This window comes from Chryseobacterium lathyri (assembly GCF_019970085.1).
GTDB lineage: Bacteria > Bacteroidota > Bacteroidia > Flavobacteriales > Weeksellaceae > Chryseobacterium > Chryseobacterium lathyri.
The window spans coordinates 643,143-667,908 of record NZ_JAHXYG010000001.1; the positions used below are offsets into that span (position 1 = coordinate 643,143).

Annotated in this window: 21 protein-coding genes; 5 read left to right on the forward strand and 16 right to left on the reverse strand. The window is 36.5% G+C overall.

All coding sequences use genetic code 11. The annotated features are described in order from the left end of the window. Positions 1-29: 29 nt before the first annotated feature. The 13 genes from LC418_RS03005 to LC418_RS03065 form a co-directional block, all read right to left on the reverse strand. Complete coding sequence (locus LC418_RS03005; RefSeq protein WP_223558053.1) at positions 30-191, reverse strand: hypothetical protein; 162 nt, start codon at positions 189-191, stop codon at positions 30-32. A gap of 118 nt (positions 192-309) precedes the next feature. Continuing rightward, complete coding sequence (locus tag LC418_RS03010; protein ID WP_223558054.1) at positions 310-759, reverse strand: hypothetical protein; 450 nt, start codon at positions 757-759, stop codon at positions 310-312. A 421-nt stretch (positions 760-1,180) separates the two neighbouring features. Further along, on the reverse strand, positions 1,181-1,681 hold the full coding sequence (locus LC418_RS03015; RefSeq protein WP_223558055.1) for a hypothetical protein: 501 nt from the start codon (positions 1,679-1,681) through the stop codon (positions 1,181-1,183). Continuing rightward, entirely contained in the window at positions 1,678-4,233 is a 2,556-nt protein-coding gene (locus LC418_RS03020) for a phage tail family protein (RefSeq protein WP_223558056.1), read from the reverse strand. The genes LC418_RS03015 and LC418_RS03020 overlap by 4 nt, the downstream gene beginning before the upstream one ends. A 72-nt stretch (positions 4,234-4,305) precedes the next feature. Beyond that, entirely contained in the window at positions 4,306-8,187 is a 3,882-nt protein-coding gene (locus LC418_RS03025) for a hypothetical protein (RefSeq protein ID WP_223558057.1), read from the reverse strand. 22 nt (positions 8,188-8,209) lie between these two features. Further along, on the reverse strand, positions 8,210-10,510 hold the full coding sequence (locus LC418_RS03030) for a hypothetical protein (protein ID WP_223558058.1): 2,301 nt from the start codon (positions 10,508-10,510) through the stop codon (positions 8,210-8,212). 12 nt (positions 10,511-10,522) lie between these two features. Then, complete coding sequence (locus LC418_RS03035; protein ID WP_223558059.1) at positions 10,523-11,164, reverse strand: leucine-rich repeat domain-containing protein; 642 nt, start codon at positions 11,162-11,164, stop codon at positions 10,523-10,525. Between the two features lie 6 nt (positions 11,165-11,170). After that, positions 11,171-11,794: a leucine-rich repeat domain-containing protein gene (locus tag LC418_RS03040; protein ID WP_223558060.1), complete on the reverse strand. Its 624-nt coding sequence runs from the start codon at positions 11,792-11,794 to the stop codon at positions 11,171-11,173. Positions 11,795-11,799: 5 nt separating this feature from the next. Then, a complete protein-coding gene (locus LC418_RS03045; RefSeq protein WP_223558061.1) occupies positions 11,800-12,444 on the reverse strand; it encodes a leucine-rich repeat domain-containing protein in 645 nt (214 codons plus the stop codon). A gap of 6 nt (positions 12,445-12,450) precedes the next feature. After that, positions 12,451-13,083, reverse strand: coding sequence for a leucine-rich repeat domain-containing protein (locus tag LC418_RS03050; protein ID WP_223558062.1), 633 nt, complete (start codon positions 13,081-13,083; stop codon positions 12,451-12,453). Between the two features lie 293 nt (positions 13,084-13,376). Continuing rightward, entirely contained in the window at positions 13,377-13,547 is a 171-nt protein-coding gene (locus LC418_RS03055; protein ID WP_157963426.1) for a hypothetical protein, read from the reverse strand. 231 nt (positions 13,548-13,778) lie between these two features. After that, on the reverse strand, positions 13,779-14,816 hold the full coding sequence (locus tag LC418_RS03060) for a patatin-like phospholipase family protein (protein ID WP_111961066.1): 1,038 nt from the start codon (positions 14,814-14,816) through the stop codon (positions 13,779-13,781). A gap of 190 nt (positions 14,817-15,006) precedes the next feature. Then, the gene (locus LC418_RS03065) at positions 15,007-15,507 is read right to left on the reverse strand and encodes a M15 family metallopeptidase (RefSeq protein WP_223558063.1); all 501 of its coding nucleotides are present in this window, start codon (positions 15,505-15,507) and stop codon (positions 15,007-15,009) included. A 406-nt stretch (positions 15,508-15,913) separates the two neighbouring features. On the opposite strand from LC418_RS03065, the gene LC418_RS03070 reads away from it, so the two are divergent. The 4 genes from LC418_RS03070 (at position 15,914) to LC418_RS03085 (ending at position 20,017) form a co-directional block, all read left to right on the forward strand. Beyond that, complete coding sequence (locus LC418_RS03070; RefSeq protein ID WP_223558064.1) at positions 15,914-17,185, forward strand: Y-family DNA polymerase; 1,272 nt, start codon at positions 15,914-15,916, stop codon at positions 17,183-17,185. A 228-nt stretch (positions 17,186-17,413) separates the two neighbouring features. Then, positions 17,414-18,274: a complement C1q domain-containing protein gene (locus LC418_RS03075; RefSeq protein WP_223558065.1), complete on the forward strand. Its 861-nt coding sequence runs from the start codon at positions 17,414-17,416 to the stop codon at positions 18,272-18,274. 10 nt (positions 18,275-18,284) lie between these two features. Further along, positions 18,285-19,097 carry a hypothetical protein gene (locus LC418_RS03080; RefSeq protein WP_223558066.1) on the forward strand — a complete coding sequence of 271 codons (813 nt, stop codon included), beginning with the start codon at positions 18,285-18,287 and terminating at the stop codon, positions 19,095-19,097. Positions 19,098-19,105: 8 nt separating this feature from the next. Further along, on the forward strand, positions 19,106-20,017 hold the full coding sequence (locus LC418_RS03085) for a complement C1q domain-containing protein (protein ID WP_223558067.1): 912 nt from the start codon (positions 19,106-19,108) through the stop codon (positions 20,015-20,017). Here LC418_RS03085 and LC418_RS03090 read toward each other — a convergent pair whose 3' ends face one another. From LC418_RS03090 to LC418_RS03100, 3 genes are read right to left on the reverse strand one after another with little or no spacing between them, the layout of a single operon-like run. Further along, positions 20,018-21,568, reverse strand: coding sequence for a tetratricopeptide repeat protein (locus tag LC418_RS03090; RefSeq protein ID WP_111958742.1), 1,551 nt, complete (start codon positions 21,566-21,568; stop codon positions 20,018-20,020). 15 nt (positions 21,569-21,583) lie between these two features. Next, positions 21,584-22,195 (reverse strand): YdeI/OmpD-associated family protein, encoded by a 612-nt coding sequence (locus LC418_RS03095; protein WP_223558068.1) that lies wholly within the window; start codon positions 22,193-22,195, stop codon positions 21,584-21,586. A 5-nt stretch (positions 22,196-22,200) separates the two neighbouring features. Then, complete coding sequence (locus LC418_RS03100; protein WP_223558069.1) at positions 22,201-23,334, reverse strand: serine hydrolase domain-containing protein; 1,134 nt, start codon at positions 23,332-23,334, stop codon at positions 22,201-22,203. 101 nt (positions 23,335-23,435) lie between these two features. Between LC418_RS03100 and LC418_RS03105 the strand changes: the two genes are divergently transcribed. Beyond that, entirely contained in the window at positions 23,436-24,761 is a 1,326-nt protein-coding gene (locus LC418_RS03105) for a M48 family metalloprotease (protein ID WP_223558070.1), read from the forward strand. Positions 24,762-24,766 lie beyond the last annotated feature (5 nt).

The window sequence follows — 24,766 nt, forward strand, 5'->3', positions numbered from 1 at the left end:
TTTTCTAAGGAAAGATATGAGGTAAAGTTTTAGATTTTGTCGAACTCTAGGGAAATTATATATTTTTCCTCTAATAAAGACCATACTCCGTATTTTTTATCCTCTTTTAAGATCACAAAATCAGGATCAGGTTTTCCCCATATATCTCCTGTATACGATCCTCTTTCAAAAGAAAAATTATTTTTACTCATCTTATGCTTTCATTAACCAAAGCTGTAAAATCCTAACCATTGAGTTTTAATACAGCTCTGATCCTTCTTTGGAACAAAAGAGATTTTATTTTAGCTTTTTTTAGAAACCTTTGTACCCTTATTGTCCATAATCTATAAAGGAGTTTTTATCTATAAATAAGTGAAAAGAGATGGGTGTAACTTCTATTTTTGAAATAGGACTATTGGAAATAACAAAGGTAGTTTTGCTATTTTGCTCATTTTCTGTAAATGATTTCCCTTGTAAATTATTTTTTACAATATCTTTAAAAACCTGAGAAGGCGTTTGGAATTCCATAAATAAGTTGTCCAAATATTCAGTATTTCCTCCGAAATCAGTTTTTACTCCATCTTTAAAGTCAAATTGTACTTTTTTGATATCTTTTCTTTTTGATGATTCTTTTTTTGTTTTCATGTCATAATCTACAATTCCTGTCCAGATAGGTAATGGGTTGGTATATTTGTTTTTGAATACTTTGATAATGGTTGCCACTAAATCATTTAAAGAACATTGTAATAACAATTCTTCCAGATGTTCTTCTTTATTCATATTTTCTAACGACAGGGGGGTGGTTCTCCATCTAATATTCCTCTATATTCTTTGGGACTAATGTAATATAGAATTTCTAAATCTTTATCTGTTATCATAATTTATAATGTTTTATAGTGAATATAATCAAAACGATCTTTAAATTTCATAAGCTCTTTAATATAAGAGTCGGCAACATCCAATGCATTATCTTTGATTCCAGCGCCAGATGTCTTAAATGATTTGACTAAATTTTTTTGAATCGTTACTATTTCTGAAATAGTCAATCTCTCTACAGCTACAAGATTTCTAAGTACAAAATACTACCATTTGTTCCAGTTGAAGAGGCATCTTCATGTACTTTGGAAAAAACTATTTTAGACTGTTCGCAAATCCTTCACCGTATTATTAGAAAAAACTGCCCTAAAAGGGCAGTCTTAATCTATCTTCCATAGTCTTTTATAAAAGAATGTTCCGTAGGGTGATATTCAAAGGTTTTTAAATTTAACCATCTTATTTCTATAAACCCTTCTACTCCTTTTTCTTTGCTGAAATAATTATCTGTATCTATATATGTAGCGATATAATTTTCTCCATCAATTTCTTTTATTTCACCTATAGAATAAATTGGAGAAATTTTATCCCAATTAATGGGCTTTGGTGGTAGAATCACTCTAATTATTTCTTTTTTAAGATTATACATAATAACATTGTTAGGGAAAGTATGTATTTTTGACTTTTTTGAATAACAAGCTATTATAAATTCTTGGGAAAGGAAAATCTTAGAAATGAAATCATCTTCATTACCAATGATTTCATAATCAATATCTTCATAATTCCATTTCACATATGAAGGGGTATCAATATTTCCTTCGGATAGTTGCAAAGGGTTATTTTCATTATCCCAAGTTGAACTGTATTTTATATTAAATAATATTTTCATTTTAATATTTTTTCATCTATTTTATCGATTAAATGTACAAAATCACTATCCCAAGCATTAATGAATTCATATTGATGACTACCTCCAGGTAAAACTTCATTAAAATACGGAGAGCTTGGCGTGTCTTCAAGCATTGGGCCGACCCAACCACTTCTAGATGGAATTTCTTTACCTGCTTTGACTGTATAGGTTCTGATAACAATTTCACCACGTGCTTCATCTTTCCAATCTTTTTTAACAGCAATATCCTCCCGTAATTCTTTAATAGTATTGATTTTATCTTTGGAACCAAAACCGCCAGGAACATTTCTTTGTAAACTTCTGTCTTTATATTCTACAATATAGAAAATATCACCTTCTTGTAACGTAACATCTACAGTTTTAGATTTACTTAACGGATTTGTTGCATATGCTGGATCTTTACCGGATTTTCCATAAGTATAGTTAATATATTCACCATCTCGTATTTTTCCTTCTTCAAATTTTGCACGAAAGCCTACGTCATCTCCCTTCTTCATTACTTCTACGGTGTCTTCATACTTTTTAATAGTTTTTCTTCCCAAATCATCTATTATTTCCAGTTCTATTTTTATATTTTTTAGTTCCGTAAAATAAGTGTAACTATTGAGTTCTCTAAAATATTTTATCTCCGTTATAATTCCCTTGGGGTTTATTTTTGCTAAAATATTTCCTTTAAATTCAATTATCAAAAGGCCATCTACAATTTTCTTTTGAAGTTTAGGAAAATTCTTGGATAGTAAATCTACAAATTTTCCTATGTTGGAAGGCAATTTTTTGATGAAAATACCTGCCTGTTCCTCTATCACTTTGGAAGATTTTTCAAAAACGTCATCAATTATTCTTTTTATTTCCTGCCATCCTTGTTTCAAAAATTTCAACAACTCCTGGAAGCCTTTGATAACATCTTTAATAGATTTTACTACAAATTTAGCAAAAGTTCGTACCACTCTTGCCGTACCTTTAGCAATTCCCCAACCTAGCCTGAAAATTCCGAAGATAGCCTCTTCCAGCTTTTCTATAATTAACGGGACTGTTACTGTACCCCCTGTTAAAATGATTGTTAGAACAACCTCAATAATCAATGAGATAATAAAGCCATAAACATATCCTGTAAAATACGCACAGGCAACAGGATCAAATGTAAGATTTATTTCCTTGAGTTTAGTGTATATATATTTGGCTGTTTCAGAAAAGCTAATATTCTTTATTGCCTCTATAGTCTCGTCATATTGTTCCAAAAGAGTCGGCAGATACTTATGTATATTCTGTACAAAATCTTTTCCTAGTGTAATACCATCATAAAACATTTTTACAAGAGCAAATAACCCGGAAACGGCATCTATCAATCCGTTCCACACACCACAAAGTAATGCATTATAGGCTTGAGCGCCATGCTTAAGAAATTCCATTTCGGAAAGATCTTCAAGACCATTAATGACACCCAACGCTATATCGTAAGAGTCCAGATACTTTGCATACAAAAATTCTAAAATGCCCGTAGCTTTTGTATTGCTGTTAAAATCTTTTCTTATTAAAAGAACATTTCTCATGACAAGATTCTGTGCTTCCAGCATTCCTTTTAGAATTTTTGCGAGTTGGGTAATGTTTATCGTTCCGTTTTCATCTTTCCCAGAAGATATAAGGGGCTCATAACGGTAGTTTTCATCCTGTTCACCGTTTTCTTTTTTGGGAGGCTTGGGCTGCCATCTGTTTTCTTCTAATCGTGTTTTTTCTATCAATTGTATAGCTTTACCCAAAATAGCACTCATTGCTGTTCTTGCTGCATCATTGGTAAGCCATGACATACCGGGAATAAAAGACATCCCACTGGAAAATGCGGAAGCAAGCTGAAAAAAATCTTTTACAAGACCAATTCTTTTATCTTCAATATATCCTTTGTGGAAAAGACTCGTAAGTTGTTCTTCTGTAATTCCGGGAACAGATTTTCTTAGGTAATCATATACATTTTTATTATCCTGGAGGTCATAAGATAAAAAATTATAATTTTTGTATTGTTTGTCTTTGTTTGTGAAAAATTGTAAAAGTTCTTCAGAAATACGTATTGCGCCATATGTTCCACTTGTGTCTCCTTTGTTGTCTTCTATAAACATTAAAATCTCCCTGCCTTTTGGTTTGCAAACCTCGAAGCATTCTTTAAGTTTAGTAGCTTCTGTAGAGGAAAAAAGTATTACTTTAAATGCAAAATGATCCACATCCTGTTTCTCATAATAATAGAAATCTTTTACATCTTTAATATATTGGGTAAGATCACTTCGAATATCTGAAACATAAGTAAACGTTCCTTTTTCTGGCGGATCAGCATCTACAAAATATTTCGATGCAATCTCATTTGAATTTTGATTATAAAATTTATAGGTTGCCAATGGACCCACATTATTCATCCCCCTTATATTTTCTCCAATAGTAAAAGCATTTTTGAAAGAGGGAAATGCAGGATAGGAGAATTTATTCTCCATCGACAGCGCTTCATCTCCGACATCAATAACATCTTTATATTCTGTATTTTTCATTTTTAATAATTTTAAAGATTAATAAAAAGGGCAGAGTCTTTCACTCTGCCCATAAAATATGCTTCAACAGAATTATTGAAGTGCTTCTTTCAAATCAGCTAGAGGAAGCTGTGCTACCACTTCTTTCGGATTGTCATCAGTGGTTAACTGAAGGAATCCGTTATTTAATTCGATATTATCTACAAATTTGTCGTTTCCGGAATTCAATTGAGAATCGACGATGGCAAATTCGGTCTCTGTAACTAAATCTGAAGGAACTTCAAATTCTTCAGGATTTTCTTCTGTAAATGGCAATGCTGTCAGTGTTTTCAATCCTGCAGAATCTTCCTGTAGAATATTTAGAGAAGTTGGAAGGGTAGTAATCCATGCTTTTCCTTGTTTTAAACCAACTGGTTCACGCATTTCATCAACAATACTCATATACATAGGATCTCCAATTACAGGAACTTCACCGCCATTCCAGATTCTTCCGGTAGACATAAAGAATTGTACAGCATCTTCAAATCCAGGATTAACAGTTACAATTACTCTTGCCATACCTGCTTGTAAGAAACTTCTGAATAATGGATCTGTACTTTGGGTAAGATACATTTCCTGCCATTTTTTTCTGTCTCCCCAATAGTATGGGTAGAAGGTATAATCCATAATGCTCCATTCAAATGCCTGCTCCATAAACTTAGCAAGCGCAGTATATTGCTCAAGATTTTCCCCAAGGATTACCTGGAAGTTGCTCATCTGATCACCTTCGGTAAACGGCTGTCCTAATGTTGTCAGATAATCCTGTAATAAATAAGCAATACAGTTATGCTTTAGAATGACAGATTCCATATCACGGTAAAAATTACCAAGCTTTTCTTTATTGGCTTCTTCCTCTTCTTTTGCCTTTTCTTCAAATTCTTTCTGTTTAGCAAGGAAATCAGCATAGGCAGCTTCGTACGCTTTAATAATGGCGTCGAAGTTTTCCTGTCTCCAAGCCTGCATAAATTCATCAGAAAGTTTACAGTCAAGAACAATGGTAAAATCAAAAGATTCTACGTTGTTTCCGACAAATTCAAAAACAAAGTTATTTTTCACATTCAGACCGCTAAACGAAAGCTGTCTCTGATCTCCTCTGGAGCGGAAATCATATCCGAATCTCGATCCCTGGAAGTTACTTACTTCCACATGCACCCATCCGGATCTTGCATAGGCATGATTTCTTACTGTGTTAGTATAGACTTTTGCAGCATATGCGCTATAATTGTCGGTAATGGTAATTGATCTTGTATATTGTGAACCTCCGTCCGTATTAGGCTTTTCATAAATCTGTCCGGTATTGATCGTTACATTTTCTATAGGTAGTTCTGTTAATTTTACTCCATAAATATCAGCCCAATGTTTTAATTGATCTTTTGTGGCTTCCTTCGAGTTTAGCATCGTCCACGGGGCAGGTGCTTTTCTTGGATCAATAGGTTCTACTAAGGTGCTGGATTTGGAGGAGGCTGTTGCCAGATTGTGTAATTTTGCAGGTTCCGGAATCATAAATTCAAACATCGTGCGTTTTCCATAATTGTAGATCTGGTTTTTCATTTTTTTATCTACCCATCTGTAAACTCCTATAACATGTTTATTGCCATTTCTATTATCAAAACCATGTGCATTATTTTCTTCAAATTCTTCAATGATTTTTTCGATTCTTTCCTCTGCAACTTTAGTAAGAAGTCTTTCGGTTGCTTTTTCAGTAATTTCCTGAGATTTCGCAATGGCTTGTCTTGTACTGTTCTCTTTAGAATTATTTGCTGCGAAACTACCTCCTACTTCATAAGGTAATTTTCCTCCACCATATCGGAAGTGTGCTTCAGTATTTATTTGATTCTGGATTATATTTGCAACTTCAGATTGCATATCGTTTCTTGTCGTTGTAGTAGTATCGCTCTGAGTTTCTCTTTCAGTAGATTTTGAAGTCGTAGTCTGTATTTCGCTTCTTCTTAATCTTCTTGTAGATTTTTGCTTAAACTCTTTTGCCATTACATTCTCAATGTGAGTAACCTCTCCTGGAACGTAAGCATGAGTACTCTGAACAACTTTCAGATAATCTGCAATTCCTAATCTTTTTACCCCGAAATGTTTCGGAATGAAAGTTCCCGGTTTAGGATTTCCTTCAGTCGGGTTTTCTGGATTTTCTGGTCCATCCTTAATCTCTTCGGTATATAAAATCCCCGTGTAAGGCTGGTTGATTTCTACATCAGCAAGGTCTAATGAAGCTTCTTTTCCGTTGTTGAAGTAAATTTTAATTTTAAGGCTTCTGATCAGCTTTCCAAATTTATCAATTAAGAAAAGAGGTAGAGTTACTTTGTTATCAACAACATCAATATTAGAGAAGGTTTCTTCATAAGTGCCAAAATCAGTATCTGCGTTTATTTTGACTGTTGCTAGTCCCCAAGAGCTGGTTTCTGCCTGATAATAAAAGGATACGGCTCCCGGATTTCTTGAGTAAGTAGGTTCATAAGATGCTTTCAGATAATATGATCTGGAAACGATTCGTGAAGAAGGGCTTGTGGAATTAACCACAGGAATTAAAACTCCGCCCACACTTGCATACATTTGCTCCTGAAGCGGGGACTTTTTGAATAACTCCTGTGTTTTGGAAGAAATTTCCTCGTCCAGTTTTTCAAAAACTTCGACGTAAGTATCATATTCGTCAGTAACCGAAACGGTAGCGCCGCGTCCTAATTGTAAAACCCTGTCTGAAACAACATCGATTATTGAAAAATCATAACCATCTTCAGGCTTTGTCCCGCTGCTCAACTCTGTAAAAATATTTACGAATAATTTCAGAGAGTCCAAAGAAAGCTTGGCTTTGAAATCATCAAAATTGATTTCTCCCTTGTAGGTAAAGTTGAATGACGGAACATTAGGTTCTCCTAATTCACCGTATAAAGCCTCAATTTCCTCTTGCGTGGTAGTTTCTGTGATTTTTGATTCGATTTTTTCAACGTTGGTTTCATAGTCATTAATAGCTGTCTGATGAAGTGCCTGATATTCTGCATAAGCAGTTTCATACGCTTTGGCTTTCAATTTATAGTAAGTCTTCTGAACAGCTTCTAATTCGGTTTTCAGTTTTTCAAGGTTGTCCTTTTCCAATGTTGTTTTAGAAATATCTAAAATTCTTTCTCCTTCTGCTTTTAACTGTTCTGTAGCTGAAACGGATAACTGCTGGGTTCCATTGATAACACCGTCTCCGATCTTAGAAACATTTACCTGAAAAGTGTTACCATTGGTTGTTCCCGATGTACTTTCTCCTTCATATCCGTCACCGAAAAACTTCATTGGAAGCACGACTCTGGCTTCTAATGCTTTAGCTTTTAAATCACTGCCGTTGATTTTTGTAAGCTCCGGAGTTACGGGAAGATCACAAGCATATCCGAAATGTAATGCTTTTAAAATGTGAATTAAAGCTTCCTTTACATAAAAATTACTTTGAGTAACAGTCTGATACATCAGATTATCCCATACCTCAGCAAGTTTATTCTGAATATTGCTGCTACTGTATAAGCTTTTGGCTGTATTTTCGTCAATTGTGGAAAGCGTTTCTTTTTTAGCTATTTTTCTACCGATCCTCAAAGCTTCGGATAAAGTTCCTTCTTCAATTTCAAGTTCATTTTGATAGCCTGTTGAATTGAAAGTCTTTGAAGCACGTTCAAGAGCCTGAAATTTTGAAAGGGCAGTATCATCGGTATTGATTATACTATCGAAAGCACTGGCTAAATCTGCAGGTCTGTGGATGAAACCTAGGTTTTCTTTTTTAGTTTCCGTTAATTGGGGATTCCTTAAACTTACAAATCTGAAAAGTGTCTGGGACGCATTATTTGTCGTATTCATACTATTTGTTTCTTTATAATTAATGATGCCTTCTCCTATTAGTGATCCGCCTACGGTAAATGCGGTTTTTGGAGGTGTGTTGTTTGTTGCCATTTTAATATTTTGTTTTAATGATTTATTTTTTTGTGTATTCAAGGGTCAGAGTAAATGAATTAATGATAGAATAATCATAATCCGGTTCGCCTAAAAGCTCAATTGTAGCCTTGTCTCTTTCTACAGTGATGTAAATTTTTGTTCGCCATTGATTGCCTGCAAACGCTGTATCCAGGGCATACCATTCTGTGAACATCTCATTGGAAATAATAGTTTCAAGATCGGGGAATTCGGCTCTGAGATCAATCTCTCCGGTTCTCGGAATCTGGTCTAAAAACAGAGTTTTTTTGTAAACAGGTTTATCATTGATCCAGGTTCCGCCAGTTAATTCTTCATCACGGGTATAAGAATGTTGCTTGTCTGCATATTTCTTTTGAATAAAAGAGTTGTCATCATAATTATTGCCAAAATAAACATTACTTGTTATACCTTTTGAATCCGCAAAACTTGATGTAAAATTCAATTCCATCGCCTGAGAAACGGTTAACGCAAAGGTATCTGATGCAGAACCCCCGGTACCTGTAAGTCCAAAACCACCATCTTCCAGAGCGAATCTAGAATTATAAGAAGGGTTAACGTAATTAATAAAATTAACGCTTTCATTTAAGTGAAGATCTCCAGTGATTGGTTGTCCAGTAGCGGTTCCTGTTCTTGGTATAAAGCCTGATGCATCAACCATTCCGGAAAGTTTATCCCAGCCGGGAATACCGGTATTATTCAAGTTGTCAACCCAAACATAGTTTTCACCTGTATCAAGTAAATTCCATACATCACCTACCGCTTGACCTGTTGCAGGTAAAGCTCCAAAATTGGCAACGGAACCCATGACATGATAAGTCCTGTTCAATAGTGAATTAATTTGAGCCTGGTTATAATAATTGTTAAATATCCAGCCACGTTGAACATAATCATTATTGCTTGCAGGAGTATATAGTTTTGCTGCTGTTATCCCTGTTGTAGGTGTTATAGTGATATCATCAGCATTTGAAGCAGGGGATCCGATTTGTAGGAATCCAGTATTCATCCTAACCCAGCGTTCTACAAAATCCCCTGTGATTAAAGCTCTGTTTAACTGACCTTGCTGGAAACTTCCAAAATTTCCATCAGCGGTATTTGAATATCCTGTTAGTGTTTGGTTACCATGGATAATTAATTTATTACCGATTGCTCCGTCATTCATTCCTGCCCCTGTACCAATCAAAACATTATTATTGCCTGTAACACCTGAACCGGCTGAAACGCCAATCATAATGTTTTTATCACCCAAATTTGATTGATTATTGGCTTTCCAACCAATTAAGGTATTAAGATTTCCAGTTGTATTAAAATAACCGGCACCCATTCCGACAAATGTATTTTTATATCCGGTAGTAGTTCTGTTTCCTGCTTCATCACCGAGCATCGTATTTGAATTACCTGTTGTACAGCTATTCCCTGAAGCCCATCCGAAATAAGTATTATACTGGCCTGTGGTTAGTTTTTGCCCTGCATTTACTCCGACGGCGGTATTTAATGTACCTGTCGTAGTTGCCTCTAATGCGTAGGAACCGATACCAACATTTGATTGGCCTGTGGTTAATGCTGATAAAGTATTGTATCCAATAGCCACTGTATAATAAGATGAATTATTATTGCTATGGTTTCCAAAATAATGAGAGTAGGAAGTTTTATTAAAGTTCAACTCTCCGGCTCTGCCCTGATCAGCATTAAAAACAATAGCTTTTGTGGAGGAATTACCTCTGTCTATGACCGATTGTAATGTATCATTTTCAGTGAAAGCCGGCTTGTCACTCAGATCATTATAGCTGCCTGAAATACCAACTTTATGTATTTTTACTTTTTCGGCACCTTCCTGAACCAAAGAAACACTTCCGTCTACATTGGTCGTTGGGATAATGCTAAATTCAGAAAGGTTGATCGGAAACGAAGATCCGTCACTCTGAGTAATGGTAATGATATTTTGAGAAGCATCATATTCTGCATTTTCAATATGGATATTATTGGTTGCCAAACCGCTTAAATCTACCGCCTTACTCTGTTGAATACCGTTTTCTCCTGTATAAAATACCGTTAAAACATTTCCATTCAATTCAGGATTCTGAATTGATGTCTGTGTTTCTATTTTATCTTTCCAAAGCTGAACATTTTGCGGGCTTATATTGGAAGCGTTTGCATCTGCTTTTTGAGAAAAATCATAATCAATATTGTCCAAAGGAAGTTTTTCATTTTTGTGCCAGTAAGATTCCTGCCATTCCCAGAATTCTTCCTGTACTGGGATATCTCCGTTTTCGAAATATTTTTTTAGTTCTTGTTTTGTTTTCATTTTGTGATTTATTTAAGATTCGCTGATAAGACTTCCTCCAATGACCCTTGTATTAGAATCAAATGAATTAGAGTAGTATTGTGTATTGTTATCAAGTATAACTGTATTTACATCTGGATTATAATTGAAGGCATTAGGCCCGATCTTTGCAACTCCAGCCACAATATATATTGAGCTAAGCTTGTTGTAGGCAAAAGCATAATCTTTAATTTCTTTTACATTCGCTGGAATCGTTATTGTTTCCAGTAGATTAGACGAAAAAGCCCGGTCACTGATTGTGGTTACATTTCCTGGAATGCTTAAAGATTTTAGCTGATTATTGCTGAAGGCATCTGCACCTATGGTTAGAACACTATCAGCAAGGAATAGGTTGGATATTCCGGTTCCTGTAGCAAACTGCGCAGGAATGTGAAGAGTTCCTTGTTTTATAAATATATTCAGAACCCGGAGAGGTGCTAATGTGGCGTTTCCGTTTTCGTCTATTTCCGCATGAAAATCATTCCATCGTGGAAGGCCATTTTCCAGACCTGCAATTTTAGCCATGTCTATTTTCTCATCCTTGTGCCAGTAAGAGTCCAGCCATGTCCAGAAATCTTCCTGTGTAGGTTTGTCTCCGTTTTCGAATAGGAACCTTAGCTCTTCTTTTGTTTTCATAATATTTTATCTATAAGTGATTGTTGCTATTGCTGGAATACCGGAAATGCTTAGATCTAATCCCGCAGGAGCAGAAACTGTTAGAAGCGAGGAAATGGCAAAAGCATCCTGTCCTACAGATCGTATAGAATTGGGAATATGTAAATCAAATACGTTTTTATTACCAGTGAATTGGAAAGCTGTAGATCCGATAGTCTCTATTCCTTCTTCCAAAATCAGTTCTGTTATATTAGAATTTGCACCATAAAATGCTCCGGATTCAATGACTTTACATGAGCTAGGGATCCTTAGACTTCCTTTTAAAAATTGATGCATGAAAGCATTTGTTTTTATTTTTTCCAAAGTATTAGGAAGGGTGACTTTTATAATGACATTTTTAGCAGCGCCAGTATATATGAATCCTCCTATAATTTTTATGCCCTCAGGAAATATGAATGTTTTCCCAACTCCAATTATTTCTGTAACATCAGTATTAGAGTAGAGAAATTCATCATTAGCTATTATACTAAGCGAATTATTGGCGATTTTTTCATCCTTATGCCAGTAAGAGTCCAATAAAGCCCAGAAATCTTCCTGTACAGGCTTGTCTCCATTTTCGAATAAAAGCCTTAATTCTTCTTTTGTTTTCATAATATTTATCTATAAGTGATTGTGGCTGTTGCTGGAATTTCCGCATTACTTAAATCCAGACCAACTGGGGCTGAAACAGTTTCTAGTGAAGGAATGGCAAGTGCATTTTGTCCAACAAATTGGACTGAACCTGGGATATAAAGATTTTTAACAGTAGCTTTTGGGCAATTAAAAGCATAACCATCAATTCGTATTAATCCTTCATTGAGGATAATCTCTTCTAATGAGTAGGATTCATTGGTCATAACTCCATTTACAAGATCAGCTTGTCCACTGAATGCACCACTACCAATAATTCTTAATGTGGAAGGGGTTTTAACCCTTTTTATATTTTGGGATGAAAATACACCAATCCCAATTTCCTCAAGACCTTCAGTAAAGTTTACTTCAATAATCTGATAGCCCATCCCTGAATATTGAAAAGATGCATCTGTAATTTTTTTAACATTTTTGGGAATGGAAATGGATAATACATGTCCTAATAGTATCCCATCGGTAACATAAGGGATCACTTTTTCCACTGAATCGATAGATTCTGGAGTGATTTTTTCATCCTTATGCCAGTAAGAGTCCAGTAAAGCCCAGAAATCTTCCTGTACAGGCTTGTCTCCATTCTCGAATAAAAGCCTTAGTTCTTCTTTTGTTTTCATAATATTTTATCTATAGGTGATTATTGTTGTTGCAGGAATACCGGCATTACTTAGATCCAGACCAGCCGGAGCTGAAACTGTTTTTAGCGAAGGAATGGCAAATGCATTTTGTCCGACAGTTGTTACTGTGCTGGGAATGTATAAGTCTTCAACATAGGCTACTCTGGGGCAGTAAAATGCCTGACTTTCAATGGTTGTTAAACCTTCATTTAGAATGATTTCTTCTAAAGCATCTGAGCCATTAATATTGTTTCTTTGATCATAAAAAGCCTGTCCTTTTATGGTTTTTAATGTTGAAGGAGTTCTGATGCTTTTAATATTTTGTCCGAAAAATGCAGATTCTCCTATTTCTTCAAGCCCTTCATTAAAAAGTACTTTTATGATTTGGTATGACATACCTGTATAAACAAAGGCGGATGGAAGGATTTTTTTTGTATTGGCAGGAATAGTAACTGCTGCTGCTGAGCCAAGTAATCCGGCTTCGGTAAAAAAGGGCACTACTTTTTCAATACTTTCAATAGAATCCTGGATGATTTTTTCATCCTTATGCCAGTAAGAGTCCAGTAAAGCCCAGAAATCTTCCTGTGTAGGCTTGTCTCCGTTTTCAAATAAGAGTTTTAAATCTTCTTTTGTTTTCATAATAAAATTGTGTGATTTTGTTTGATTAATTAATAGGTTATGATTGAAGAGCCTTTTAATAGAATCTCTTCAGGTTTTAGTCTAATTTTTATAGTGATTGCTGACTGCACACTTTTACAGTTACGTTTTCATATTTTTTATAGATTTTTAGACATAGTTCTGGCTGTCCGGCATTTTGTGAATGATAGATTCAAAGGTGTATTTGAATGATTATAGGATACTGCTAGGTGTTTTGATTTGGTGTTTCAAAGGTAATTCCGGACAGCGTCAGAACTTGTCGTGTTATAATGTATTTAGTATATATTTTCTTCAGGAATTGCATTTTCGAAGTCTTCCCTGAAAAAACTTTCAATGTCATTGAGATAGTTTTCATAGTCCATCTCAGCATGTTCGATATCGCTCCACTCAATAGTATAGAGATCTTCATCGAAAAGGATATCTGGATTGTGATCTGGTGTTTGCATGTTTTGTGTTTTAAGGTTGAGGTGATGTTTTGAACATATTTCTGGCTGTCCAGCATTAATAAATGTTGAATTCAAAGGCTTTTTAAAATTTTAATGATTGTTTTTTGTGTCTTTGTTTATACTCCAAAAGTAGTAGGAGAAGACGACAAAACTTGACGTGTTTAAAAACTTTTTTTATTTTTTTTAATATTAGCGATTTAACTTATATGGGTCCTTTATAAGGTAAAAAGCTTATATTTTATTTTTGATCAATTTCTGTACAATTTGGTTCAGAATTTCTCTGTTATCATCGATATAGCTTAATCCTGCCTGAATCAGGTTTTCAATGTTTGATCTTCTGACATTGTCCATTGCCGGAGATGCATTTTTCAACGAAGGATTCAGACGGTAATAATTTTTCTGGTTTCGCTGGCCTAAAGTCTGAAACATCTGGCAAAGCTGATAATCTACAGTTTCTGCATTTGCAGACATTAATATATCTATGATTGGATTTACCCAGCCTATTTTTCCCGACTTTTGAAGTTTTCTGAAAGAATAAGGTTTGGCCTCAATACCCGTTCCGATAGAAACGATAATCATATCATTTACACCGGGATGATTAGCCTTCTGATGGTTCTTCAATACTTCTGCAAAAGGAATTTTTCGGGCTTCCGCATAAGCGCAAAGTGAAGGATTATTGGCAAACATGCCACCGTCAATCAGGCTGAAGATCTGCCCGTACATCGATTTGATCTGTACGGGACTGAAATAAGTAGGAGCTGCTGCTGTCGCCCTGCAGATATCTTTTACATAAAAGTTATCCGTACTCAGATTAGCCTCCCAGGAATTAAAAAGTTTTGCTCTTCTGTTTTCAATATCATAACTGGTTATTAAACATGGTTTTATAAATTCTTTAAGTTCAAGCTGTCCAAAAAAGTCATTCAGATTTTTTTCAAGTGCATCCTGAGAAATTTTTTCATTAAGCAGGCCAAACGGATTGACCAGTTTTTCCCAAAAAGAAACCTGAAAGATGTCGCCTCCCTTTTCAGCGTATAATTCTAGCCCTTTCTGGATAGAATATTTCGCCTTTCGGTGTTCATCGGGACATAGAATAATAGAAGCAATCAGTCCTCCTGTACTGCTTCCTGCAACCAGATCAAAATAATCACCAAGTTTGGCGCCCGGATTATCATGATACTGAAGCTGTTCCTCTATGTAGCGGAGAATAATACAGGTGATAATACCTCTTATTCCGCCCCCGTCCAAAGAAAGAATGGTTGTCTTTTTCATGTGATGTTTTGTTGGTTTTAAAAGAAAAATTAAGGTCCTGAGACAACTAAAACCAACTTTCTGCCTATAAAAGCGGATGTTGGTTTTAGTATTTGAGATCTCAGGTAACTAACATTTTCTTACAAAACAAAGGTAGGCCGGGGAAGCGACAGAACTTGTCGTATTATAATTATTTTCAAATAAAAGGGAATTAAAATAGGATATAATTTTGTTTATCTTTTGGCATCTTGGATAATATTCTCCAGCTCGTTTTCACCAATCCTTTTTTAGTCAGTATATTCTTTTTTTCGAAGTGGGGAAGGTCTTTGAAGGTCTTCCAGTTTCCGCCCCAGTCCCAGCCGTGGCGTGCAAAAATTTTCACACATTCGTACCAGTCGGCCACCCTGTCATTGTCCCAGTCTTTCACCGTGTCCCAGCTTGCAACCTTACCGTCAATCATCAGGCAGATATCAACAGCAAGCCCGTAATTATGGATGCTCTGGCCGGCTTTGGCATTTGTTACTTTTTTTCCGGACGTAATTCTTCCGATAGCGTACAGTTTTTCCTGTTCTTCGAAAGATCTCAGGCCTTGGGTGATTCTTACTTTGGCTCTTCCGGTAAGGGCTTCATCGCATTCTTTTATGATCTGTTTTACTTCATCTCTTACAGAAGGGTGAAGCTTATTTATTCTTTCTGACGTTACTTTATCCATGATTCATTATTATTTATGAAACAAAAGTATAGGTTAAGGGCGACGGAACTTGACGTATTTAATGATAATATTAAATAAAAATATATTTTAAATATAAAAATTTTCAAGCAACCTTATACCCCAATATTATACGGTATTTCAAAAATTTAATGTACAAACTCAGTAATTCGGTTTTTTGTGACCCGGTAATTTAAGTTCAAATATAAAATCATTTTGCTGAAATGTTCGAAGTCAGAGATAGTAGCCTTCAGAGCCTAGTAAAGCTTTAATGCGACAAAACTTGACGTGTTTGAAATAGATTAACTATATCATATTCAGTTTGTTAAATGTGCTGTTGATTTTAAAATAAAACAGAATAATTGGTTTTTTAAATGTAATTTTACATTAAAATTATCAGTACCCTGTCATGTATGCTTTAGTAGATTGCAACAATTTTTTTGTTTCCTGCGAGAGAACTCTGGACCCGTCTCTTGAGGGAAAAGCTGTTGTGGTGCTTTCCAATAATGACGGATGCGTAGTGTCCAGAAGTAAAGAAGCAAAAGATCTGGGGATTCCTATGGCAGCTCCTGCTTTCAAATATAAAGACCTTTTCAAGCAGCATGATGTAAAAAGTTTCTCCGCAAAATTTGAGCTCTATAATTACAAAAGCCAGCGGGTTATTGAAATCTCAAGATCATACGTCCTGGAATATGAAGTTTACAGTATTGATGAGCTTTTTTTGGAGCTTTCAGGCTTTAAATATATAGATATCCGGGATTATTGCCTTAAGATCAAAAATGACATCAAAAATCAGGAAAGTATTCCTGTAAGCATAGGCATTGCTCCTACCAAAACGCTTTGTAAAGTCGCCAACAGGATCGTAAAAGAATTTCCGGATAAGTTTGAGGGTGTTTATACCCTCGATACTCCTGAAAAAATTGAAAAAGCTCTGAAATGGCTCAACATAGGTGATGTCTGGGGAATAGGGCGTAAACTTGCAGCAAAAATGAATGACAGTGGTGTTTATAAAGCCTGGGATCTCCTTCAGAAACCCGAAATATGGGTTCGGAAAATCATGGGGATCCACGGAGTAAGAATGATCAATGAGCTGAAAGGGATTCGCCAACTCGAATTAGACAGTCCATCGCCTAAAAAGTCAATAGCAGTTACCCGAAGCTTTATGGAAATGCTTACCAAAAAAGAAGAAGTCCGGGAACGTGTGGAAACCTTTGGGATGTATTGCTCCGAAAGACTCCGTAAGCAAAATACATGCTGCAGAATGGTTACTGTTTTTGTCCAGACCAATCGTTTCAGAAAAGATCTTCCGGAATATAAAAATGCAATGACGCAAGTCCTTCCTAATCCTACGAATTCCTCTATTTTGATAGGTAGGGTAGTGAACGAGCTTTTTGAGGCTATTTACAGAGAAGGGTTCCATTACAAAAGAGCAGGGGTTATCGTCAATGATTTCGTTCCTGAAAACGAAAGACTGATCAACCTCTTTGAAGAAGATACCCAAAACCAACATCTTCCTGTCATGAGGGCAATGGATGCCATGAATAAAAAATTCGGGAAAGATAAAGTACGTCTCGGAAGCATGAGCGGAGAGAATACATTCGGGCGGGCTAAACTTTCTCCGGAATACGAAGCATTCTTAAAAAACAATACACTTCCTGAAGCCAATTTCAGGTTTCATTAATGTTTTAAAAATTTCTGATAAATCTATTTTCCGGTAAAAAAAATGCCGGTTTTTGAAACTTTGTCATCATAATTTATTAAAATTCCGAATTTTGATATTGTTTAAATATTTCTAACGCTATAATTATCAGTTAGTTAAGTTTATTCAGTTAATCTGTGTATTGTACAGGTGATTCACTTCAATCTATCTTTGCAAAGGAATTTTCACATTCTAAAAACCACAAATTACATGAAAAAAATAAACACAATGATGAAAAGTGTAGTGGCTGGAGGATGCTTTTTGATGAGTTTTGCCAATGCTCAAGTTGGTATTAATACATCAAGTCCTCAAGCCGTACTGCATACCGACGGTGCCAAAGATAATCCTGCCTCCGGAATTCCAACTGCTGCCCAGGCAGCTAATGATGTGGTATTCACTGCCAACGGAGAAATAGGCGTGGGAACCCTTGCTCCCGCAGTAAAAATAGACGCCCGGTCCGCTAATAATGCAGATAATTCTATTGGGATAGGAGAGACTACCCAGACAGCATCTGTGGCAGGTTCAGGAGCGATGAGGTATAATCCGTTTAATGGTGGGAAAATGCAGTATTCAGACGGAATTGTCTGGCAGGATCTTATTTCTTCGCCTACAAAAGCTGTTGTAGTAGCTAACCTTCAGGCAGCTAATTTTGCAGTTAAAGTTCCTTATCAGGTTTCTACAGGAATCTCCGGATGGACGGAAATTTCTGACCCTACTGCTAATTTCACTCCCGCAACGGGCATTTTCACAGCGCCAAGAACCGGTGTTTACTTAATCTCTTTTACATATGACTTTGTAAGAGTCGCCCTTGCTTCAGGATATTTTTCCGAAGCAAGATATGTTGTGAACGGGAGCACTGTTGTTAAAAAATGTGTAAAATCTTTTTCGAATACTTCAAAACAGGCACAGATTGCAGGCTCATGCGTGGCCGGAGTACAGCTCAATAAAGGAGATACTTTCCAGCCGCATATTTACCAGTCGGTCTATAACGGAAGTTTAAGCCTGCGGACAGATATCACACCGGCTAGTAATGAGTACGGTTTTGTAAATCTTTCCATTGTAGAACAATAACACACTTGATATGAAAAAAAGATTAGCAATTGCCTTAATGATAGGTGGAAGTCTATTAATTAAGGCACAGATAGGAATCAATATGTCTGCTCCCGAAGCAATACTTCATGTAGACGGACAGAAAAATACAGCTTCGGCAGTTCCGTCAAGTTATTATGATGATGTAGTCGTTACTTCTTCAGGAAATATGGGGGCTGGAACAAAATCACCCAAAGTAAGATTGGATTTAAGATCCGGTGAACACGTGAATGCTATAGGTATTGGCGGAACATCACAGACTGCTTCTGCAGCAAAAGCAGGTGCGATGAGGTACAATACCGGAACACAGGACTTAAGTTACTCCAATGGAACCTCATGGGTCACACTGGCACATAAAGCCACCAATGATTTTGTGGATGCAGAAAACTTTTCAACACAAAGTTTTACCAGTGGAACACAGGCAGCCGTTACTAACTGGACAAAAAAAACAGATGTTAATGGCAGTTTTAATTCAGGGACGGGAATTTTTATTGCTTCCAAAACCGGAGTGTATATTGTCTCTTTTGCATTTTCACTGGCTTCAGGGACTATTGCCAATGATTCACGTTATGAAACCCTGATTCAAACCAATTCCACCTCTTCAACAACCAATAAGGTCTTCAAATGTGTCGGAAGCTATCCGGGAACGAATTCCCTTTCCAACCGTGTTGCGGGAAACTGCTCCGGGATTTTCAACCTTAACAAAGGAGATAATATTACGGTGAGCCTCAATCAGGCTTTAGGAACTGCAAAAACATTAGATACGGACGGTTCACTGACTTCTCTAAGTATTTTCGGATTATAAAAACAGGAATGATGAAAAAAAGATATTTAATAATAATTTTAGCCTTAAGCTTCAATTTTGCATTTTCACAGGTTGGAGTTAATACACCGAACCCGGCAGGAATCCTTCATACCGATGGGCAAAAGGACAATCCCGTATCAGGATCTTCATTTACACCTGCCCAGAAGGCTAATGATGTTTTGATTACAAGCGCAGGAAGAGTAGGAGCGGGAACACACAGCCCGACTGTAAAAGTAGATGCCAGAAATTCAGGGGACGGAGCAATCGGTTTCGGAACTTCCTCACTTACGGCAGCAACGGCAGACGAAGGTGCCGTTCGCTACAATAGCGGAATGGAATATTCTAACGGAAATGAATGGCTGCCCTTGCTTACTGCCCAACCAGCCGTTAATAAGGTCATTGTTATTGCTGCAAAAACGGATAACACTGTAAAGTTGGTAACCCCGGCAGCAGCAGTTACAACAGGTCTTCAGAACCGCGCCAGCAATTACCTGGTAGGCTGGACGAAAGCTTTTGAGAGTAATTCCGGAAACAATTTCAATGCTGCGACGGGAATTTTTACAGCACCCCGGAACGGAGTTTATGTAGCTTCTTTTACTACAGATCTGGCTCCTCTTGCTATTAATTATACGACAGATCCTTTGAATCCAATACAAATAGAAGCGATCTGGCAGCTGTATGACAATACAGCAGGAGTGCTTCCGGCAAATATTGTAAATACCGTGAAGTGTGTGAATACCATGTCTTCAAACAGCAACGGGAATATTGATGCAGGAAGTAACTGTACAGCTTCCTTTTATATGACTGCAGGACAACGTTTGATGCCTTATATCTGGTTCAATTTAAATGGCTTAAATACAGCAGGCTTCTCACTGAATAATACGGGAGGCTATAACAACCTGACCATAGCGGAACAGTAATTACGATATTCCTTCCAGAGCTTTGATGAATGCAGAAGGGTGTATTCCTGTTATTTTTTTGAATTCAAGAGAGAATGCACTGTGAGAGGAGTATCCTGTGATTTCTGCGAGATGATTGATCTTGTATTTACGGTATTGAGGATCATTTTTTAACTTGTCAACAATATAATTGATCCTCAGATGATTGATGTATTGATTGAAATTGAAATTTTTGTGCTTCCTGATCACAGCAGACAGATATTTTGTATTCACATTCAGGGTATTCGATATATTATAACGTGAAATATTTTTGTTGTTAAAGCCAAAGCTCTCTTCGAAGGCCTTTAAGCCTGCTAAAATATGTTCCTCTGCTTCAGGTGAAATTTTTATATCAGCCGGAATGCTGTTTCCCGATTGATCTTCAGCCTCATGAGGATCCTCTTCGTATGCAACGGGGGTAATTCCCTGCTGATAAATTTGAGTTACAGTTTTTTTGTGTTTTTTTTGGAGGCTGATCATATTAAAAATAACTGTTCCCAAAACGAGAAGCAGCATGATACAGGCTGCAATCAGACCTTTTGAGAGGCTGTGGCTTTTAACCAGCTGGCTGTCGAAATTCTCTTCCTTTTGGGTAAGGGTTTTATTGACGGCCATTTTCTGATTGTAGGCAATGCTGTCTTTTAATTCAAGGTTCTCTAATTTATATTTCTGAACATTTTCAGGATCCTTCAATTTTTTGTAGGCTTCCTCAAGATTTTTTGTAATCTCTATTTTCTTTTCCGTAAAACCATATTTATTGGCAATTTTTAAAGCCTTTTGAAAATATGAAACAGCACTGTCCTGTTTATTCTGCTGTGAATATGAGAATCCGATATCATGGAGAATATTGGATCTCAGATAATAATTATCATTCCCAACCAGGGCAAGAGCCTTCGCAAAAAAAGACTGGGCTTCTTCAAACTTTTTAACTTCTGACAAATTATAACCCAGGTTGGTGTATGCCGAAACCAGAAGCTCATTTCTTCTCGGAATATTTTTGATCTGCTGAAATTCCCGGACTGCATTTTTAGAATAAGATTCTTTTTTTTGATATTCATTCTGATTAAAAAGAATCAGAAAAGAATTGTAGATCATTCCTTTCAGCTCATGTCCTTCATCCGTGTTCTCGTTTTTTATTTCGGACAACCCTTTATTTAAGCTTTCTGAAGCTTCTTTTAACAGTCCGAGTTTTGCATACTGTGTTCCCTGCATCCTGTAGGCAAGCGCCTTTCCAGGGGCATAATTGTTTTCTGTAGCGATTTTCAGTGCTTTTTCAGCAAAATCAAGACTTCCCTTGGCATCCGATCTTAGATAGCTGTTGAACGATTTCAGATAATAAGCTTTAGCAATATAATTAGGCTGATTTTTTCTCTGGGCAGAATCTATGATGGTATTCAGGACAATTTCCGAGCTGTCCGGATTTTTAGAGGTCAGTGACCGTGCGTATTTATATTGTCTCTCAAAATCAAAGTGTTGAGAGAATAGGGAATGTGAAAATATAAGGAAGAGAAAGAATATAATTTTTTTTTTCATCTGTTTTTGTTGTGTTTACTTTTTTTCGTATTTCCAGTTTCTGGATTTTCCTTCGGCTAGCCATTCCAAAGATTGTTCCATTCTTTTGTTTCTGGTTGTTTCAGTCTTTGCTCCAGTGATCCAGCTGATATATTCTTTCCTGAAAGAAGGCGATTTTTTCTCAAAAACGGCCAAGGCATCTTTATTTTTATTCAAGGCATTTTGAAAATAATCAGGAATTTCCGTTTCCACTTTGGAGGGTGCTGCTTTTTTCATGGTAACCCCCATATCTGTAAGTTCCATCGCTTCTTTAATCGCCTTTTTAAGCTGAGGTTTTGAAGGCAGGTCTTTCATTTTGGTGAGCTTGCCTAAGCTGAACATTGAACTTCTTTCGGCTGTTGTTTCTATTTCCTTTAAAGTTTTCATCTCCTGGTGCAGCCAGAATCCGAGGCTGCAATACTGTTTGAAAGAAGTAATAGAGCAAAGTATTTTTCCTTTATACATGAAGGTAGGAAACTTCCATTTTATAGCTTCTTCTGCCTCAGGACAACATTCATGAATAGTTTCCCTGAGATAATTTAAAATAGGTTTTGCAAAATCCGGAGATTTCTCAATGTACTCATCGACTTTTACATGATAATTTTCCATAGTTTTTACTGAAATAATGATACGGTTTCGTTGACAAGAAATTTTACCTGATCCGGTCTTCCCCTGTCATTTTTAGGATTATTTCTGTAGCTTCCGGTTCTTACAATGACCATATTGTGTTCGGGAACCATAATAATATATTGTCCCTGCAGTCCCAGAAAATAATAATGTTTGATAGGATTATCATGGTTGATCCAGAGCCCCATTCCGTAGATCTCTTCAGATTTTTCCGTTGGTGTTCTCATCTGCTCTATAAAATCCCTGTTAAGGATCTGATGATCTCCCACCTTCCCGTCATCTAGAAACAGCTGTCCCAGCTTCGCATAATCTCTTGCATTGGAATGGATGCAGCAGTATGTTTTTTCCATCCCGTAATTATCCGTGCTCCATGAGGCATTCTGTTCCATTCCCATCGGGATCCAGAATTTTTCGGATAAATAACTTGCTAAAGTCTGATTCAGGGCTTTTTTCAAAGCAAATCCGAGGAGCTGGGTAGATCCGCTCTGGTATTCATACCGGGTGCCGGGTTCTTCTTTAAACCTTCTCGAAAAAACTGCTTTAATCAGATCTTTGCCATAATAGGCTTTTGCATTCGGCAGAAAAGGGTTATTGTAATTTTCATCCCAATCGAGCCCTGCTTCCATTTGGGCTAAATTTTTAAGCGTGACATTGCTTCCGAATTGTTTTTCTTTAAATTCAGGATGAAAATCAGAAAGTTTTTCATCCATATTTTTAATGATACCTTCTTCCAGAGCTTTTCCTAGCAGCATGACAGTAACAGCCTTTGCCATGGAAAAAGAATTGGTCGGTGAAAGCTGATTATAGCCGTCCCAATATTGCTCATGAAGGATCTTGCCATTTTTTATGACAACAAAGGCAGCTGTTTTGGAATGTTTTAAATTTTCAATTACACTGCCCGGGAGTTCTTTATGATTGTATTCAGGGTCTTCCGCCCACAGTTCCGGCTCTTTCGTAGCGATGAGGTTTCCGGGAAAAAGTTTCCCATCGTCAATATAGGCGCTTGATTTTCCTTTAAGATACGTTTTGGAAATTCCGCTGAATAAATAATCGTATCCCAAAAGATAAACTGCAGCTGCACCTAAGGCTGCTCCGCCTATTACATATTTTAATACCTTCATATGGTCATGAGTATCAGTCTCAAACAAATTTATAATAATTTTGATAAGAAAATGAGAAAGAAACGGTAAATAAACTATTTTTGCGATTAATGATGAAAAATATGACCAGAAAACTTATTGTATTCGTGTTTTTCATTTTTTCAGTGATGGGAGCTGCCCAGACCTATAAAATGATCGACACCGCAGACTATTTACAGAGAAAAGAATTCTTAAAAAGTTTTGCCGGAAATAACGAGGTTTTTATTAAAAAATTAAAATCGCAGTATTCCGGGAAGACAGGTTCAGAACTGTCCAGGATTTACAAGGAATTCGGGACTGATTTTGAGAAACAGGTGAAAAACAAAGATTTTATTTTCAAGTCTGAATTTGAAACTGAAATAAAAAGCCTGATTCAGCGCCTCAAAAAAAACAATCCGAACATTCCCCAGGATCTGAAAATTTTGGTAGCAAGGGACAATACTCCTAATGCTTATTGCCTTGCAGATGGTACTTTCGTGATCAATATGGGCCTCTACAACTGGCTAAACAGCGAAGATCAGATTGCTGCCGTCATCACTCATGAGCTTGGACATAAGCTTGATGAACACTCACTTAAAACATTTTTAAGCATTATTGAACAGAATCAACTAGATAAAATAACGGTTCAGAGTTTAAAGGAAACAACGGAAAAGCGCAGTCATAGCCAAAATCAGAAGGCCTTTGATATCCTTAAAAACCGCGCTTATAAAAAAGGGGTGGAAAGAAGAAAACAGGAAATGAAGGCCGATTCGCTGGGGTATGTGATCTTTAAGAGCAGTGATTTTAAGAAAGCTGAATTCGTCAATGCCCTTCAACGGCTGCAGGATTTCGATACGATCTCTCCCCGTGAATTAAAAGTGGAAACCTATAAAAAGCTTTTTGATCTTCCCAAGCAGGCTTTCAATGAAAAGTGGATGAAAAAAGAAGATTTCTCACTGTATAATTATAATTTTTACAAAGAGAAGCTGGATAAAGATTCCCTGGCATCCCATCCTGAAATGTCCAGGAGAATTGAAAGACTCAAAAAAACATTCACTGAGCTGAAAACATCTGCAGAACCGGAAAAAGCCTCTGAGACCTTTACAACCCTAAAGAAAATGGCCAGAATGGAAATCCTTCCCAATTATTTTCATTCCGAAGATTATGGACTGGGGATTTATGTAGCCATGCAGTTCCTGCAGGACGGCGAAGAGGAAAAATATTATAAAGGCTGGCTGGGCAAATGCTTTTCAAAAATATATGAAGCCCGGAAAAATTACAACCTGAACCGTTATCTGGACAGGATTGAACCTAAAAATCAAAGTGAAAGCTATCAGCAGTTCCTGAACTTTATGTGGAATCTAAGCCTTGATGACATTAAAAATATAGCAGAGTTTTACCAGAGCAGCTACCAAATAAAAGAATCCTGATGCAC

Bases quoted from the DNA above. Each gene is read 5' to 3' on its own strand.
- LC418_RS03005 (WP_223558053.1), bottom strand. From the start codon at position 191: ATGAGTAAAAATAATTTTTCTTTTGAAAGAGGATCGTATACAGGAGAT.
- LC418_RS03010 (WP_223558054.1), bottom strand. From the start codon at position 759: ATGAATAAAGAAGAACATCTGGAAGAATTGTTATTACAATGTTCTTTA.
- LC418_RS03015 (WP_223558055.1), bottom strand. From the start codon at position 1,681: ATGAAAATATTATTTAATATAAAATACAGTTCAACTTGGGATAATGAA.
- LC418_RS03020 (WP_223558056.1), bottom strand. From the start codon at position 4,233: ATGAAAAATACAGAATATAAAGATGTTATTGATGTCGGAGATGAAGCG.
- LC418_RS03025 (WP_223558057.1), bottom strand. From the start codon at position 8,187: ATGGCAACAAACAACACACCTCCAAAAACCGCATTTACCGTAGGCGGA.
- LC418_RS03030 (WP_223558058.1), bottom strand. From the start codon at position 10,510: ATGAAAACAAAACAAGAACTAAAAAAATATTTCGAAAACGGAGATATC.
- LC418_RS03035 (WP_223558059.1), bottom strand. From the start codon at position 11,164: ATGAAAACAAAAGAAGAGCTAAGGTTCCTATTCGAAAACGGAGACAAA.
- LC418_RS03040 (WP_223558060.1), bottom strand. From the start codon at position 11,794: ATGAAAACAAAAGAAGAATTAAGGCTTTTATTCGAAAATGGAGACAAG.
- LC418_RS03045 (WP_223558061.1), bottom strand. From the start codon at position 12,444: ATGAAAACAAAAGAAGAACTAAGGCTTTTATTCGAGAATGGAGACAAG.
- LC418_RS03050 (WP_223558062.1), bottom strand. From the start codon at position 13,083: ATGAAAACAAAAGAAGATTTAAAACTCTTATTTGAAAACGGAGACAAG.
- LC418_RS03055 (WP_157963426.1), bottom strand. From the start codon at position 13,547: ATGCAAACACCAGATCACAATCCAGATATCCTTTTCGATGAAGATCTC.
- LC418_RS03060 (WP_111961066.1), bottom strand. From the start codon at position 14,816: ATGAAAAAGACAACCATTCTTTCTTTGGACGGGGGCGGAATAAGAGGT.
- LC418_RS03065 (WP_223558063.1), bottom strand. From the start codon at position 15,507: ATGGATAAAGTAACGTCAGAAAGAATAAATAAGCTTCACCCTTCTGTA.
- LC418_RS03070 (WP_223558064.1), top strand. From the start codon at position 15,914: ATGTATGCTTTAGTAGATTGCAACAATTTTTTTGTTTCCTGCGAGAGA.
- LC418_RS03075 (WP_223558065.1), top strand. From the start codon at position 17,414: ATGAAAAAAATAAACACAATGATGAAAAGTGTAGTGGCTGGAGGATGC.
- LC418_RS03080 (WP_223558066.1), top strand. From the start codon at position 18,285: ATGAAAAAAAGATTAGCAATTGCCTTAATGATAGGTGGAAGTCTATTA.
- LC418_RS03085 (WP_223558067.1), top strand. From the start codon at position 19,106: ATGATGAAAAAAAGATATTTAATAATAATTTTAGCCTTAAGCTTCAAT.
- LC418_RS03090 (WP_111958742.1), bottom strand. From the start codon at position 21,568: ATGAAAAAAAAAATTATATTCTTTCTCTTCCTTATATTTTCACATTCC.
- LC418_RS03095 (WP_223558068.1), bottom strand. From the start codon at position 22,195: ATGGAAAATTATCATGTAAAAGTCGATGAGTACATTGAGAAATCTCCG.
- LC418_RS03100 (WP_223558069.1), bottom strand. From the start codon at position 23,334: ATGAAGGTATTAAAATATGTAATAGGCGGAGCAGCCTTAGGTGCAGCT.
- LC418_RS03105 (WP_223558070.1), top strand. From the start codon at position 23,436: ATGACCAGAAAACTTATTGTATTCGTGTTTTTCATTTTTTCAGTGATG.